Origin of the sequence: Streptococcus australis, assembly GCF_901543175.1 — a bacterium.
GTDB classification, from domain to species: Bacteria; Bacillota; Bacilli; order Lactobacillales; family Streptococcaceae; genus Streptococcus; species Streptococcus australis_A.
Window position 1 is genome coordinate 1,065,875 of sequence record NZ_LR594040.1, and the last position, 16,303, is coordinate 1,082,177.

Consider the following 16,303-nt stretch of genomic DNA (forward strand, 5'->3'; position numbering starts at 1 on the left):
AACTATAATATTCCTTCGTTTTAGAAAAAATTTATCGCTTTCATTTTACTTACCGTTTATTTTTGTGTACAATAGTCCTATGAAAATTTTAGTTACGTCAGGCGGTACAAGTGAAGCAATCGATAGCGTCCGCTCTATCACAAACCATTCTACTGGCCGATTGGGGAAAATCATCACAGAAACTCTACTTGCTGCTGGTCACGAGGTTTGTCTGATTACTACTCCTAGTGCTCTTAAGCCAGAACCTCATCCCCATCTAACCATTCTAGAAATCAAAAATACGAATGATCTTCTTTTAGAGATGAAAGAGCGTGTTCAAAATTATCAGATCTTGATTCATTCTATGGCAGTTTCTGACTACACTCCTGTTTATATGACAGGGCTGGCAGAAGTTGAGGCGAGTTCTAATCTGGAAGAATTTTTAAACAAGCATAATCATCAAGCTAAGATTTCTTCAACTGACGAGGTGCAGGTTTTATTTTTGAAAAAAACACCCAAAATCATCTCTCTAGTCAAGAAATGGAATCCTACCATACATTTGATTGGTTTCAAACTATTGGTTGATGTTACTGAGGATTATCTCATAGAGATTGCTAGAAAGAATCTTATCAAGAACCAAGCTGACCTGATCATCGCAAATGACCTCACTCAAATCTCAGCACATCAGCATAAGGCAATCTTTGTTGAGAAAGATCGTCTTCAAACCGTTCAAACCAAAGAAGAAATTGCAGAACTTCTCCTTGAGAAAATTCATGCATACGATTCATAGAAAGGAAAACCATGGCAAACATTCTGATAGCAGTGACAGGTTCCATAGCCTCCTATAAAGCAGCTGATTTAGTCAGTTCTTTAAAAAAACAAGGCCATGATGTCACTGTCTTAATGACCGAGGCGGCAAGAGAGTTTATCCAGCCGTTGACACTACAGGTACTCTCACAGAATCCAGTCCACCTTGATGTTATGCAGGAACCCTATCCTGATCAAGTCAATCATATCGAAAGAGGCAAAGAAACCGACCTTTTTATCGTTGTCCCCGCTACTGCTAATACCATTGCAAAACTTGCGCACGGTTTTGCGGATAACATGGTGACCAGTACGGCTCTTGCCCTACCACATCACGTTCCTAAACTCCTTGCACCAGCAATGAATACAAAGATGTATGACCATCCGGCAACTCAGACTAATCTAAAAACATTAAAGACTTATGGTTATCAGATTATCTCTCCAAAGGAATCTATACTAGCTTGTGGCGATTACGGAAAAGGTGCCCTGGCAGACTTGGATATTATTTTAGAAAGAATAAAGGAAACCCTCTATGAACAAACGCTCTAACATTGCTCCGATTGCTATCTTTTTTGCGACCATGTTGGTCATTCACTTTCTGAGCTCTCTCTTATTTAATCTATTCCCATTCCCAATTAAACCAACTATCGTGCATGTTCCTGTTATTATTGCAAGTATTATTTACGGTCCGCGCGTTGGTGTTACACTCGGTTTCTTGATGGGGCTACTCAGCTTGACGGTTAACACGATTACAATCCTTCCAACAAGCTATCTATTCTCACCTTTTGTACCAAACGGAAACATCTATTCAGCAATGATTGCCATCCTACCACGTATTTTGATTGGTCTGACACCTTATTTAGTTTATAAATTATTGAAAAACAGAACGGGTCTCATCATTGCCGGAGCTCTCGGTTCACTTACAAATACAGTCTTTGTACTTGGAGGTATCTTCTTCCTTTTTGGAAATGTCTTCGACGGCAATATCCAAAAACTCTTAGCAACCGTTATTTCAACCAACTCAATTGCTGAACTCGTCATCTCTGCAGTTCTAACAGTAGCAATTGTCCCACGATTACAAACCTTGAAGAAATAAGCATAATTCCACTTTCAGCCTTGAAGGTGGAGTTTTAGTTTTCACCAGTAAAGATTCGTCTTCTACTTATAAATACTTATTTACAAGGAGTCATTAGTTCAAAATTTTGAAAATATATGAAAATCCTTTGAATCTACTATCTATACTTTTGAAAATTTCCAATAAAATCAAAATAAATTCTTGACTTGTCTGACTATTTATTGTACTATACTTTTGTATATACAGATAAATGGAGGTTCTTATGGATATACGAAAAAAAACGCAGTTTATGACCATGACTGCTCTACTCACAGCAATTGCAATTTTGATTCCGATCATTATGCCTTTTAAAATCGTCATTCCGCCCGCTTCTTACACCTTGGGAAGTCATATCGCCATCTTTATCGCCATGTTCTTATCACCTTTGATGGCTGTTTTCGTGATTATTGCTTCTAGCTTAGGTTTTCTGATGGCAGGTTATCCTATGGTTATCGTCCTACGTGCTTTTTCACATATTTTCTTTGGTACTTTGGGAGCATTTTACTTAAAAAAATTCCCAGAAACCTTGGATAAACCAAAGGCGTCTTGGATTTTCAACTTTGTTTTGGGACTTGTCCATGCCATTGCTGAAGTGTTAGCATGTATCATTTTTTATGCCACTTCAGGGACAAACGTTGAAAATATGTTTTATGTCCTCTTTGTCCTAGTTGGATTTGGTACAATTATCCATAGTATGGTAGACTATACATTAGCACTAGCTGTCTTTAAAGTGCTTCGAAAACGTCGCTAAAAGGAAAAACTATGACAAAAGATCGCAAACAAGACCTTCTCAAACTATTAAAAGAGTCACCAAAAGCCCTCAATGGTCAAACCTTAGCCGAGCACTTTCATGTCACACGCCAAATTATCGTCCAAGACATTGCTATCTTGAGAGCTGACGGTGCTCCTATCCTATCCACCAATCGTGGCTATATCTACAAAGAAAATAATGCCAGTCCTTACGTTCACAAACTATTTAAGGTCAAACATGAGATGGAAGAAATCGGTCAAGAACTTCTAGCTATTGTAGATAATGGTGGCCGTGTTCAGAATACTTTGATTGACCATCCAGTTTATGGAGAAATTGAGACCCTACTCAAACTTACCTGTCGTCGAGATGTTCAGCATTTTCTGGAGCAAGTAGAGAAGTCTGACTTTAGACCCCTTTCCGAATTGACAGATGGCATCCATTACCACCTTGTTGAAGCCGAAACACAACAAGACCTCCACTATATCGAGGAGGCCTTGGATCAGCTTGGTTATTTAGTAAAAGACTAAAAGGTTTCTTTCTCCCATCCGTCTTCTGTACGGCGACGGTAGAAAAATTCCGACTTATCAGGTGCTTCCATCATTTCCATCAAAGGTAACATATCATAGGCCAGATCCAAGTTTGGAATCTGGTCTTTTTGCACCCAAGAAACTTCCCCTTCATCTGAAGAGCGAAGAGTACCAGAAAACTCTGTCGCCTTGTAGCAAAAGACGATATAGCGCTCACCAGTATCTAATGGCCAATTTTTAATGCCGACCAGTTGAGGATTTTGGATAGTCAACCCTGTTTCTTCATAGATTTCACGAATGACAGACTCTGCGAAAGACTCTCCATTTTCTACATGGCCTCCAGGAAAGGCATAACCAGACCAGCGATTCTCTTCAGGAGACCGATATTGCATAACTACACGCTTGGTTTCAATGTCTTCAATCAGACAAATATTTGTTAAAATCGTTAATTGGGAACGGGACATAAATTTACTCGCTTTCTAATTTGTTATATGACTTTTTCAAACTTACTATCAGATTTCATGATAAAGGGATTAATCAACTCATGATAATAGTATACTTCATGAAGCAAATATCCTTTTTTAATGACAATTTCTTGTTCCCTAACTTCATAATCAATCGTGATTGGAACAGGAGGATTTGGAATAAAGGCGAAAACGACAATTACAAATAACCAGATATAAAAACCACAAATCGCACTGCGCACTCCTTCAAGGAAGCGATATTTCCCCTTTAAAAAGTAAATAAAAATATGCGAAATAGAGAGGATAATTGGAACAAAAAGACCTGTATTCCACGCTATGGGAATAAATTGTAGTCCAAATATCCCAAATAGAAGATCAAGAATTGCAAAGGATCTCAAAAAGCGAATAAATAGAGTAAAAATTAGAAGAAAGAGCCAAATATTCCAAATAATCGGAGTAAATGATAAACCAAATGACCATAATATGACATGAACAGTAACAAATGCTATTAGTAAGGAGTATAGGACAGTATACATAAGCTTGTTAAAGGTACTCGAATTTTTCACTATTTATTTCTCCTTTAAATTCAAACTACTAACTAATGACTAATATCTATCACTTTTAAATTATCTCGTCTATTATTTTAACACAAATTATTACATATAAAATTTTTAGTTAAAATTACTTCCATAATAGAGCATCTTATGGTTTTGAACCTTTAAAGAAACACTACTACCTGAACGATATCCTTTAGCACCATAGTAGTAAGAAACAGAATAAAGGGCATCTGGTAGCTCTGCATTATCTATTCCATTCTTTATAAACTCTTTCAGACCGCCCTTGCCATCAAAATAATCCTTTGTCCCTTCTTCTAAAACAATGTCGCGATAGATGACGTATCCTTTAATCATTTCTTTTTCTAAGAATTCATCAATAGGGAGATCATATAAACCTTGAAAAGCTTTCCCTTCCTTACGGTTCTTTTCAATGAGAGCATAATAGTCTTGGATATTTTCATATTCAGTATCGATACTCCAGTAACTATTCACATATTCTAGATTGGGATTTTCATATTGCTTAAAAAAACTCTCTACCTTCTCTTTATTAGAAACACTGACAGGATGCTGGTTAAGTAGTTTATGAGCCATGTCTGAAAATTCTTGTAACATGGTTTTCGTAGTCCCATCATAGGCTAGTTCTTCATCAGTCTTTTGGGGATTGTATTTCGAGGACTTTGGACGATAAAATAAGGCATGTCTCACAGTTACTCTACTTCCATCAACCTCTTCACTATAATCGTATTCAATTTTGTATTTTTCAGAAGTCCATTTATCTCTAGAAAACTTCGTAACCTTCATATCTCCTTTAAAACCATACAAATCAAGGGTTCTTCTTACTGCTGTCTCTACTTCCGCTTGATTTGCTTCAAGAAAAATATCATAAGTTGTTGTAAAGATAAGGAAGGCAAAACGTAGAATAAAGAATAAAGGGACAATATTTACAATGAAGAAAATTAACAGTAACCATTTTTTCATTACTAGCTTCTCCTAGATAAACATATTTAAATTTATTTCACTAATCCAACGCCTTGACTTCCTCAGCTACTTTTTGCAGATATTTTTGTCTTGTAGAATTTGTATTCACCTCACGCCCTAACTCGCCTAAAATTGAAACTTTCTTTGTTTTGATACCACAATGATTCAGGATAGCATTCTTTAATACTGATATTCCATAACTGTCTGGAATATTGATAGAACCTGAAAATACTTTGTACCACCATGTTGGTGCCATGGATGTTGCGTAAATACTGGCTGTTTTTCCTTTTAGTAACTTTTTAAACTGCTGACCCCTTAAGTAGTTCCAAATAAAACTTCCTTGGTTATTTGCAGAGTATGCAATTCCTGGCGTGAAAACACGATCAATCCAACCCTTCAATAAACTAGGCATACTACTCCACCAAATTGGATAAACAAAAATAAAATGATCTGCCCACTGGATTAATTCCTTAGAGCGAAGTATGAAAGAGTCCTCTTCCATACGTTTTCGATAACCATATCGTAATACAGGATCAAAATCTATCTCATTTAGGTTAATAGATTCAAGCTCATGGCGATTTGAGTTAATATTTCCTACAATCGTTCGAAAAATTTCTTGACAGAAACTTTCCTTGTCAGGATGTCCGTTGATGACTAAAATTTTCATTCATTTTCTCCTATCTAATCCAACACTTTGACTTCTAGCATCATACCACGTATCTGAGTTGCTAGTTTAAAATCAAGCACTTCGACGGCTTCTTGCATTTGTTTTTCCAGTTTCTTGACGAGTTCTTTATGCTTTAGTTTTTGAGGTTATTGATATCGACTTCCTTGTCCTCTTCTTTGGAAACTGCCTTGGTCACGGCAATAAGGTCACGTATAATCTCAGTAAACCTTAAGTTCTCAATACAGTGTATATTTTAGTGCCTCTTGCTCCTATTTTTAATAAGACAATAAAGTTTTAAGTCTGTTTAAGATTTTTAAAACTCTTGATTAAAGTAAGAATATACGCCATTAATTTATTTCTAAAATACTCAATGATAGCACCAGAAAAAAACAGGGCCAGTGTCATAACTAGAATAATAATGACAAACATAGAAAATTCTTGTTCTTCAACTAAAGTATGGATGGTTGGTATAATCCTTCTAAAAATAAGAGGATGTACATGAAACAGATAAACCCCCAAAGTTAGTGGAGATACTAAAAGAACTAGTTTCTTAAAAGTTAAGGGAAGATTTTTAATATTCAAGAAGAGTAAAAATATTGCTATTCCTTGCAGTGTGACCGTAGGAGAAATATAACTTCTCCACTGTTCAAAACCAAGCCAGCACAATATAAAAGTTAAACTCGTTAGAAATAAAATGAATCCACTAACATTACGTATTTGAAAACGACTTTCGTAATTTGATTTTCTAATTATTGCTCCTAAAGTGTACAAGAGGATCATCCATAATACACTATATCCACCCCACAAGCCCAGAAAATCTTGTTTAAATACTGTGGGTATGACAGAAAAGTATATAAATGCTCCACTAACAATTGGAAGCAATTGTTCTTTTTTCAATGTCAGCACTGCTTGATTCAAAAAGGGTGCTATTAAGACTAAACCAAAATAACAACTCATATACCAATACTGTCCATGACTTATTGGAGTTAAAGCTGAAAACCAATCACTTAAGTTGACAGATGATTTTGAAAAAATAGCAAATACAGAAGTAATTGAAATAGTATAGAAAATAATCTGTACCCAAAAACTAAACATTTTTTTATAACTAAATTGTGAATAAAGACCGACATACCCACTGATTAAAATATAAATATTTACAGCTGAATATGAGAAAGCTTCTAAAAAATTGGCAAAAATATAGTAAAAATCTTTTTGACTATCAACTTTCTCCAAAATTCCTCCCATACCCAAAACATGTAAATTGCAAATCATCAACATAGCTAAAATTCTACAACATTCAATGCCTATGTGTTTTGTTTTTTTTGCTGTCATATTAAGTCTTTCTATATATTTCTATTTCTTTATATTTTTTTCAGTTTAACGCCTTCACTTCCAGCATCATATCACGAATCTGAGCTGCTAGTTCAAAGTCAAGTACTTCGACAGCTTCTTGCATTTGTTTTTCTAGTTTCTTGACTAGTTCTTTACGCTCTTGTTTGTTGAGGCTGTTGATATCAACTTCCTTGTCCTCTTCCTTAGCAACTGCCTTGGTCACAGCAATCAGATCACGGATTTCTTTTTTAATAGTTTGTGGAACGATACCATGCTCCTCATTATAAGCCATCTGGATTTTGCGACGGCGGGCCGTCTCATCAATAGCACGTTGCATAGACTGGGTAACTGTGTCAGCATACATAATCACATGCCCTTCGCTATTACGAGCAGCACGTCCAATGGTCTGAATAAGTCCGCGTTCATTGCGAAGAAAACCTTCCTTGTCAGCATCGAGAATGGCAACCAAGCTTACTTCAGGAACGTCAATCCCTTCACGGAGGAGGTTGATTCCGACCAAAACATCAAAGACACCCAAGCGTAGGTCACGGATAATCTCCGTCCGTTCCAAGGTCTTGATATCCGAGTGCATATACTTGACTTTTATGCCCATTTCTTTGAAGTAGTCAGTTAAATCCTCTGCCATTTTCTTGGTCAAAGTTGTGATAAAGGTACGTTCGTTCTTTTCAACACGGGCATTAATTTCACCTAGGAGGTCATCAATCTGTCCCATAGTTGGACGAACTTCAACTTCTGGATCCAAGAGTCCCGTTGGACGAATGATTTGTTCAATAACTGTCTCGGTCTGTTCATTTTCATAGTCACCTGGTGTCGCTGAAACGTAAACAATCTGATGGACATGACTTTCAAACTCTTCACGACGGAGGGGACGATTATCCAAAGCAGACGGCAAGCGGAAACCATAATTTACTAACATTTCCTTACGCGAACGGTCTCCATTGTACATGCCCTTGATCTGCCCCATGGTCATGTGGCTCTCGTCAATCATGATTAAGAAATCATCTGGGAAGAAGTCAAGCAATGTATAAGGAGGTTCTCCTTCGCTCCGTCCATCCATGTGACGAGAGTAGTTCTCAACACCGTTGGTATAACCCATCTCACGCAGCATTTCAATATCATACTCTGTCCGCTGTTTCAAACGCTGGGCTTCTAGCAGTTTGCCTTCCTTTTCAAAGACAGCTAACTGCTCCTCCAACTCCGCCTGAATCTTGGCAATAGCAACTTCCATGTGATCATCATTGGTCACAAAGTGAGTGGCAGGGAAAATCGCCAGATGGTCCACTTCTCCCAATACCTGACCAGTCAAGGCTTCAACCTCACGGATACGGTCAATCTCATCTCCGAAGAATTCTACTCGAAAAGCGTGTTCATCACGGGAAGCTGGGAAAATTTCTACCACATCCCCACGCACACGAAATCTTCCCCGTTGGAAATCAATATCATTACGTTCAAACTGAATATCGACCAAGTCATTCAAGAGTTTATCACGAGAAATCTCAAGACCTGGACGCAAACTTACGACGCTATCAGCGTATTCCTTGGGCGAACCTAAACCATAGATACAAGAGACAGAAGCCACAACGATGACATCATTACGCTCCAGAAGGGCTGAAGTCGCTGAGTGACGGAGCTTATCAATCTCATCATTGACGGAACTGTCCTTCTCGATATAAGTATCGCTAGAAGGAACATAGGCTTCTGGCTGGTAATAATCATAGTAGGATACGAAGTACTCAACAGCATTTTCAGGGAAAAATTCCTTGAATTCTCCATAGAGCTGACCCGCCAGAGTCTTATTGTGAGCAATGACCAGTGTTGGTTTATTGACCTTGGAAATAACCTGACTCATGGTATAGGTTTTCCCTGTCCCAGTAGCACCCATCAGGATTTGAGCTTTTTCCCCTCCTTCGATATTATCGACCAGCTGCTCGATGGCTTGGGGTTGATCTCCTGATGGTTGGTATTTTGATACTAGTTTAAATTGATTATCTGTAATCCGATTGATCATAAGAATCCTCTCTCGATGTGCTATTCCTATTTTAGCATACTTGTAGCATTTTCACGAAGAAAAGGACGGACCTAAGTCACATCCTTTCATTTTCTTTCTTTAATTGATAAGCGAGATAGACAATCAGCAATAACAAAACCAGACTTGTCATGATAGAACCTTCTATACCAAAAGAACCACCTGATAGCCAATCTTGATTGCCTTGTGGTAAAAAGGTCATCAGAGACGTTCCTGATGGTTGACCACTAACTAAAATCCCAAATAGATTTCCTTGAGCAAAATTCCAAGCCCCATGAATACCTGCAACACCCCAAACAGTATCGGTTTTGAGAAGGTAAAGAGCCATGGTAACTCCGAATAAGAAGAGATTCGCTAGAGATAGAGGTGTTAGACCAGAATTCCCCGCATGAAGCAGGGTAAAAAGTACGCTAGATATAACAATAGCAAGTTTTAGATTTGTTCTTGAGGCCAATTGAGGAAGGAGCCAAGCACGGGACACCACTTCTTCTGCTGTCCCCTGTAAAATCCAGAATGGGATAGTAAAGACTACAAAAGTAAGCGAATAAGGATTCAAGCGAATGGATTCCAAACGATATTGCCCCAAGACCACCAAACCTAACAAGGTCAGAAGAAAAAGTGCCAAACCTAGGCCAAATCCTTTCAGAAGACTGCTAAGGAAATTTTCTCTATAAAATCCCAAGGTTCTAATAGATCTTTTCTCAACTTTTTTAGTCCATCTGAACACAGTGTTGAGAATAAAACCAAAGGACAGCAATGCTAAAATTAAACGAAAGTCACTTGTTTTATCCGTCAAGTTCTGCTGCAAGGTTTGCAAGTAAGTTGCAAGATTTTGACCAGCCTCTCCAAAATTTCTAGCAAGTCCGATGAGAGCTAACAAGCTAATACCATACAAAGTATATGCAACAAACTCTCCTATAAAGACAAAAACAAAGGCTAACAAAGGACTTGTGTAAATATTTAAACTCATTTGGGAAGATTGGAAGTCTTTAAATATTCTTTTATTCTTCATGTTGCTACCCTCACTTTCTTCTATTACATACTATTATTATATTATTTTATAGTAGCAATTCAAGAAGGAAAAGAAAATATAGATGTTATATTTTCTGACACAAAAATATAAAAATTTGCCTTTTCGCCTTTTTTCTGGTATAATGGAAAAATATTCGAAAAAGGAGACTAAAAATGAAGAAAAAAATACTAGCATGTTTGCTCATTTTATTTCCCATTTTCTCACTAGGCATGGCAAAAGCTGATACTGTTAAGATTGTGTCTGATACAGCTTACGCACCTTTTGAGTTTAAAGATTCAGATCAAACCTACAAAGGGATTGATGTTGATATTATCAATAAAGTCGCAGAAATCAAAGGATGGAACATCCAAATGTCTTATCCCGGCTTTGACGCAGCTGTAAATGCAGTGCAGTCAGGTCAAGCAGATGCTATTATGGCAGGTATGACAAAAACAAAAGAACGTGAAAATGTCTTTACCATGTCTGATACCTATTATGATACAAAAGTTGTCATTGCTACGACAAAGGCAAATAAAATCACCAAATATGAGGAACTTAGCGGAAAAACAGTTGGAGTTAAGAACGGAACTGCCGCTCAACGTTTCCTAGAAAGCATCAAAGATAAATACGGTTTCTCTATTAAAACCTTTGATACAGGTGATTTGATGAATAACAGTCTAAGTGCTGGTGCTGTAAATGCCATCATGGATGACAAACCTGTTATTGAGTATGCGATTAACCAAGGACAAGATCTCAGCATCAATATGGATGGCGAAGCTGTTGGAAGCTTTGCTTTTGGTGTCAAGAAAGGGAGCAAGTATGAACACTTGGTTACCGAGTTTAACGAAGCCTTAGCACAAATGAAGAAGGATGGTAGCTTGGAGCAAATCATCCAAAAATGGACAGCTTCTACAACTACGGCAAGCCCAACGACAACTACTGCTGCTGGACAAAAAGCTACTCCATTGAAAAGTAAGTACATTATTGCCAGTGACTCATCTTTTGCCCCATTCGTCTTTCAAAATTCAAGCAATCAATACACCGGTATTGATATGGACCTCATCAAGGCCATTGCCAAAGATCAAGGTTTTGAAATTGAAATTACTAACCCAGGATTTGATGCAGCCATCAGTGCTGTTCAAGCAGGACAAGCAGATGGTATCATTGCTGGTATGTCTGTAACAGATGCCCGTAAGGAAACCTTTGACTTCTCAGAATCATACTACACAGCAAATACGATTCTCGGTGTAAAAGAATCAAGCACCATTGCTTCTTATGAAGACCTCAAAGATAAAACTGTCGGTGTTAAAAACGGAACTGCTTCTCAAACGTTCCTTACTGAGAACCAAAGCAAATACGGCTATAAGATTAAAACCTTCGCAGATGGCGCATCAATGTATGACAGTCTGAATACTGGCTCTATTGATGCTGTGATGGATGATGAGCCAGTTCTCAAATATTCTATCAGCCAAGGTCAAAAATTGAAAACGCCGATCGCTGGAACTCCAATCGGTGAAACAGCCTTTGCCGTTAAAAAGGGTACAAATCCAGAATTGATCCAGATGTTTAATAATGGACTTGCGAACCTCAAAGCTAACGGAGAATTCCAAAAGATTCTTGACAAGTACCTAGCTAGCGAAACTTCAACTGACTCTACAAGTACGGTTGACGAAACAACCATTTGGGGCTTGCTTCAAAACAACTACAAACAACTTCTTAGTGGACTTGGAATCACTCTTGCCTTAGCACTTATTTCATTTGCAATCGCCATTGTCATTGGTATTATCTTTGGTATGTTTAGCGTTAGCCCATACAAATCTCTTCGTCTTATCTCTGAGATTTTCGTTGACATTATCCGTGGTATTCCCTTGATGATTCTTGCAGCCTTCATTTTCTGGGGTATTCCAAACTTCATCGAGTCCATCACAGGCCATCAAAGTCCAATTAACGACTTTGTAGCTGGTACCATAGCCCTCTCACTCAATGCTGCTGCTTATATCGCTGAAATTGTTCGTGGTGGAATCCAAGCTGTTCCAGTTGGGCAAATGGAAGCCAGCCGCAGTCTTGGTATCTCTTATGGAAAGACCATGCGAAAGATTATCTTGCCACAAGCAACTAAACTAATGCTTCCAAACTTCGTCAACCAGTTCGTTATTGCTCTTAAAGATACAACCATCGTATCTGCCATTGGTTTGGTGGAACTCTTCCAAACTGGTAAGATCATCATCGCCCGTAACTACCAAAGTTTCAAGATGTATGCAATCCTTGCTATCTTCTATCTTATCATCATCACGCTTTTGACTAGACTAGCCAAACGCTTAGAAAAGAGGATTCGTTAATGGCAAAACTAAAAATTGATGTAAATGATTTGCATAAGTATTATGGAAAAAATGAAGTTTTAAAAGGCATTACGACTAAGTTCTATGAAGGAGATGTTGTTTGTATCATCGGTCCTTCGGGTTCTGGTAAATCCACTTTCCTCCGTAGCCTTAACCTTCTTGAAGAGGTAACGAGTGGTCACATCACTGTGAATGGTTATGATTTGACTGAAAAATCAACCAATGTCGACCACGTCCGTGAAAACGTCGGAATGGTTTTCCAGCACTTCAACCTCTTCCCTCACATGTCCGTTTTGGATAACATTACCTTTGCTCCAGTTGAACACAAATTGATGACCAAGGCTGAAGCAGAGAAATTGGGAATGGAATTACTAGAGAAAGTTGGCCTTGCTGATAAGGCACATGCCAATCCAGATAGCCTCTCAGGTGGTCAAAAACAACGTGTGGCTATCGCACGTGGACTAGCCATGAATCCTGACATCATGCTCTTTGACGAACCAACTTCTGCTCTCGACCCTGAGATGGTTGGAGATGTATTGAACGTTATGAAGGAATTGGCTGAGCAAGGTATGACCATGATCATCGTAACTCACGAGATGGGATTTGCTCGTCAGGTAGCCAACCGTGTTATCTTTACGGCTGATGGTGAATTCCTGGAAGATGGAACTCCAGATCAAATCTTCGATAACCCGCAACACCCTCGTCTAAAAGAGTTCTTGGACAAGGTCCTAAACGTATAAAACGAAACTGTAAGGAAATCCTTACAGTTTTTTAATTGCGTATTGGATTTTTTGATTTTTTTGAAAATTATGATAAAATAAATGCTATGACAATGAGAAAATCTCATCCCTAGTCCAACTAGGAAAAAATATAGAAATTAGGTAGCTAGATGTCATCAAAGGTTATTGTTACAATTTTCGGTGCGAGTGGAGATTTAGCAAAACGCAAACTCTATCCTTCACTTTTTAGACTCTATAAATCAGGCAATCTTTCTGAGCATTTCGCAGTTATTGGAACAGCTCGTAGACCTTGGAGTAAAGAATATTTCGAATCTGTTGTTGTTGAGTCCATCCTTGATTTGGCAGATAGTACCGAGCAAGCCCAAGAGTTTGCTAGTCATTTCTACTATCAAAGTCATGATGTGAATGATACGGAACATTACATTGCTTTGCGCCAATTACAAGCTGAGCTCAATGAAAAATACCAAGCTGAACACAACAAGCTCTTCTTCTTGTCTATGGCACCTCAGTTCTTTGGAACTATTGCCAAGCACCTCAAATCTGAAAACATTGTTGATGGCAAAGGTTTTGAGCGCTTAATCGTTGAGAAACCATTTGGTACAGACTATGAAACTGCAAGCAAGCTGAATGAAGATCTTCTAGCAACATTTGATGAAGAACAGATCTACCGTATTGACCATTACTTGGGGAAAGAAATGATTCAAAGTATCTTTGCGGTTCGATTTGCCAATATGATCTTTGAAAATGTTTGGAACCGTGAGCACATTGATAATGTGCAGATTACCTTTGCTGAGCGCCTAGGAGTTGAGGAACGTGGTGGCTACTATGATGAATCTGGTGCCCTCCGTGACATGGTTCAAAACCACACTCTCCAGCTCTTATCTCTTCTAGCAATGGACAAACCAGCTAGCTTTACAAAGGATGAGATTCGTGCTGAAAAGATAAAGGTCTTTAAAAACCTCTATCATCCAACTGAGGAAGAACTGAAAGAACAGTTTATCCGTGGTCAATATCGCTCTGGTAAAATCGATGGCATGAAATACATTTCCTATCGTAGCGAGCCAAATGTCGATCCTGAATCTACAACAGAAACCTTTGCCTCTGGTGCTTTCTTTGTAGACAGCGAACGCTTCCGTGGTGTTCCTTTCTTCTTCCGTACTGGTAAACGCCTGACAGAAAAAGGCACTCATGTCAATATCGTTTTTAAGCAAATGGACTCTATCTTCGGAGAACCATTGGCACCAAATATTTTGACCATTTACATCCAGCCAACAGAGGGCTTCTCTCTCAGCCTCAATGGTAAACAAGTAGGTGAAGAATTTAACCTGGCGCCAAGCTCTTTAGATTATCGTACAGATGCTACCGCTACTGGGGCTTCGCCAGACCCATACGAGAAGCTGATCTACGATGTCTTGAACAACAACTCTACCAACTTTAGCCACTGGGATGAGGTAAGTGCTTCTTGGAAATTGATTGACCGTATCGAAGAACTCTGGGCTGAAAATGGTGCCCCACTTCATGACTATAAAGCCGGAAGTATGGGACCTCAAGCTAGCTTTGACTTACTTGAAAAGTATGGAGCCAAATGGACCTGGCAACCAGATATCGCCTATCGTGAAGATGGCCGTTTAGAATAGCAAGAATATCCTGCAAGATTGACTTGCAGGATATTTATTTTCTATTAAATCAAGCCTTCTAAGAGACCCTTCATAAAGTTTTCAGAGTTAAATTCACCAATATCATCGATTTTTTCACCAAAACCAATCAATTTTACAGGGATATTGAGTTCTTCTCGAATTGCCAGTACGACACCACCTCGAGCAGTTCCATCAATCTTAGTCAATACAATTCCTGTCACAGGGGTGATTTTCGAAAATTCCTTAGCTTGTACCAAAGCATTCTGTCCAGTTGACGCATCAAGTGCTAGGAAGGTTTCATGTGGCGCCTCTGGAACGACACGTTTGATAATACGACCAATCTTTTCCAACTCGGCCATAAGGTTGTCCTTGTTTTGCAGACGACCTGCTGTATCAATCATGAGAATATCAATGCCTTCTGCTAGAGCACGTTCCATCCCATCAAAGACTACACTTGCTGGATCAGCCTTTTCAAGCCCCGTCACAACAGGAACATCAACACGGCGGCCCCATTCTGCTAGCTGGGCAACGGCTCCAGCACGGAAGGTATCCGCCGCAACCAGCATGACCTTCTTGCCAGCTTGCTTGTAACGATGTGCTAATTTTCCGATAGAGGTGGTTTTACCAACGCCATTCACTCCAACAAAGAGCATGACTGTCAAACCATTTTGGAAATGGATTTGTTCATCGTAATTGCCATCCTTTTCGTAGAGCTCAACCAATTTCTCGATAATGACACGACGGAGTGCGTCTGGCTTCTTAGCGTTTTCAAGTTTAGCTTCATAGCGTAGTTCTTCTGTTAAGTTTGAAGCGACCTGCACACCAACGTCGCTCATGATGAGCAGTTCTTCCAATTCCTCGAAGAATTCTTCATCGACAGAACGGAAGTTGGCAAAGAAGGCATTCAAACGAGCACCGAATCCCGTACGGGTTTTCTTGAGACTGCGGTCATATTTTTCCTGAACTGTTTCTTCAACTCGAGGATATTCTTCTACTGCTTCAAAAGCAAGCTCTTCTCCAGTTTCTAGAGATTCTTGGATCTCTTCTTCTAAAACTCCTTCAAGCTCTTGGCTTTGCTCTAGCTCATTAGATTCTAACTCAACCTCTTCTTGAACCGTTTCCTCAACTGCTTCTGGTTCAATCTCTTCTTCTGTTAAGGACTGTGGAATTTCTTCTTGAGCAAGAGTTGCCTCCACTTTGTCTCTTGCGGTCTCTTCCTGACTGGTTTCTTCGATAGCCGTTTGGTTTTCTTCAACCTCTTCTGACAAATCAATATTTTCCAGAGCTTCTTTTACAATATCTTCGATTTTCGGCTCTTCTTTTTTCCCGAATAAACGGTCAAATAATCCCATATT

General features: G+C 38.8%; 16 protein-coding genes and 1 pseudogene. 8 read left to right on the forward strand and 9 right to left on the reverse strand.

Annotated features, from left to right (window positions below; translation table 11 throughout):
• The first annotated feature begins 79 nt into the window (after window positions 1-79).
• The 5 genes from coaB to FGK98_RS05325 all read left to right on the forward strand — a co-directional run bounded on the left by coaB (window position 80) and on the right by FGK98_RS05325 (window position 3,175).
• Complete coding sequence (gene coaB / locus FGK98_RS05305) at window positions 80-769, forward strand: phosphopantothenate--cysteine ligase (RefSeq protein WP_138100362.1); 690 nt, start codon at window positions 80-82, stop codon at window positions 767-769.
• Between the two features lie 11 nt (window positions 770-780).
• Window positions 781-1,332, forward strand: coding sequence for a phosphopantothenoylcysteine decarboxylase (coaC, locus tag FGK98_RS05310; protein WP_138100363.1), 552 nt, complete (start codon window positions 781-783; stop codon window positions 1,330-1,332).
• On the forward strand, window positions 1,316-1,879 hold the full coding sequence (locus FGK98_RS05315) for an ECF transporter S component (RefSeq protein ID WP_138100364.1): 564 nt from the start codon (window positions 1,316-1,318) through the stop codon (window positions 1,877-1,879). The genes coaC and FGK98_RS05315 overlap by 17 nt, the downstream gene beginning before the upstream one ends.
• 241 nt (window positions 1,880-2,120) lie before the next feature.
• Window positions 2,121-2,648: an ECF transporter S component gene (locus tag FGK98_RS05320; protein ID WP_138100365.1), complete on the forward strand. Its 528-nt coding sequence runs from the start codon at window positions 2,121-2,123 to the stop codon at window positions 2,646-2,648.
• Window positions 2,649-2,659: 11 nt separating this feature from the next.
• Entirely contained in the window at window positions 2,660-3,175 is a 516-nt protein-coding gene (locus FGK98_RS05325) for a transcription repressor NadR (RefSeq protein ID WP_138100366.1), read from the forward strand.
• On the opposite strand, the gene FGK98_RS05330 is transcribed toward FGK98_RS05325, so the two are convergent.
• The 8 genes and pseudogenes from FGK98_RS05330 to FGK98_RS05365 all read right to left on the reverse strand — a co-directional run bounded on the left by FGK98_RS05330 (window position 3,172) and on the right by FGK98_RS05365 (window position 10,232).
• Window positions 3,172-3,639, reverse strand: coding sequence for an 8-oxo-dGTP diphosphatase (locus FGK98_RS05330; RefSeq protein WP_138100367.1), 468 nt, complete (start codon window positions 3,637-3,639; stop codon window positions 3,172-3,174). The two genes, FGK98_RS05325 and FGK98_RS05330, sit on opposite strands and share 4 nt — an antisense overlap.
• Window positions 3,640-3,662: 23 nt before the next feature.
• Window positions 3,663-4,205, reverse strand: a complete 543-nt coding sequence (locus tag FGK98_RS05335) for a hypothetical protein (RefSeq protein ID WP_138100368.1) — start codon at window positions 4,203-4,205, stop codon at window positions 3,663-3,665.
• A 105-nt stretch (window positions 4,206-4,310) separates the two neighbouring features.
• Window positions 4,311-5,174 (reverse strand): hypothetical protein, encoded by an 864-nt coding sequence (locus tag FGK98_RS05340; RefSeq protein WP_138100369.1) that lies wholly within the window; start codon window positions 5,172-5,174, stop codon window positions 4,311-4,313.
• Window positions 5,175-5,214: 40 nt separating this feature from the next.
• Window positions 5,215-5,841, reverse strand: coding sequence for an NAD(P)H-dependent oxidoreductase (locus FGK98_RS05345; protein WP_138100370.1), 627 nt, complete (start codon window positions 5,839-5,841; stop codon window positions 5,215-5,217).
• A gap of 14 nt (window positions 5,842-5,855) precedes the next feature.
• Window positions 5,856-6,055, reverse strand: a pseudogene (locus FGK98_RS10260) (UvrB/UvrC motif-containing protein); the annotation flags it as partial.
• Window positions 6,056-6,135: 80 nt separating this feature from the next.
• Window positions 6,136-7,173 (reverse strand): acyltransferase, encoded by a 1,038-nt coding sequence (locus FGK98_RS05355; protein WP_138100371.1) that lies wholly within the window; start codon window positions 7,171-7,173, stop codon window positions 6,136-6,138.
• Window positions 7,174-7,213: 40 nt separating this feature from the next.
• Entirely contained in the window at window positions 7,214-9,202 is a 1,989-nt protein-coding gene (gene uvrB / locus FGK98_RS05360; RefSeq protein WP_138100372.1) for an excinuclease ABC subunit UvrB, read from the reverse strand.
• Window positions 9,203-9,278: 76 nt separating this feature from the next.
• Window positions 9,279-10,232, reverse strand: a complete 954-nt coding sequence (locus FGK98_RS05365; RefSeq protein ID WP_138100373.1) for a CPBP family intramembrane glutamic endopeptidase — start codon at window positions 10,230-10,232, stop codon at window positions 9,279-9,281.
• Between the two features lie 173 nt (window positions 10,233-10,405).
• Here FGK98_RS05365 and FGK98_RS05370 point away from each other — a divergent pair, with 173 nt between their 5' ends.
• The 3 genes from FGK98_RS05370 (at window position 10,406) to zwf (ending at window position 14,948) form a co-directional block, all read left to right on the forward strand.
• The gene (locus FGK98_RS05370; RefSeq protein WP_138100374.1) at window positions 10,406-12,571 is read left to right on the forward strand and encodes an ABC transporter substrate-binding protein/permease; all 2,166 of its coding nucleotides are present in this window, start codon (window positions 10,406-10,408) and stop codon (window positions 12,569-12,571) included.
• A complete protein-coding gene (locus tag FGK98_RS05375) occupies window positions 12,571-13,311 on the forward strand; it encodes an amino acid ABC transporter ATP-binding protein (RefSeq protein ID WP_061407093.1) in 741 nt (246 codons plus the stop codon). Before FGK98_RS05370 ends, FGK98_RS05375 begins: the two co-directional genes overlap by 1 nt.
• Window positions 13,312-13,460: 149 nt before the next feature.
• Window positions 13,461-14,948, forward strand: coding sequence for a glucose-6-phosphate dehydrogenase (zwf, locus tag FGK98_RS05380; protein ID WP_138100375.1), 1,488 nt, complete (start codon window positions 13,461-13,463; stop codon window positions 14,946-14,948).
• Window positions 14,949-14,992: 44 nt separating this feature from the next.
• Here the strand turns inward: zwf and ftsY are convergent, their stop codons facing one another.
• The gene (gene ftsY, locus FGK98_RS05385; RefSeq protein WP_138100376.1) at window positions 14,993-16,300 is read right to left on the reverse strand and encodes a signal recognition particle-docking protein FtsY; all 1,308 of its coding nucleotides are present in this window, start codon (window positions 16,298-16,300) and stop codon (window positions 14,993-14,995) included.
• Window positions 16,301-16,303 lie beyond the last annotated feature (3 nt).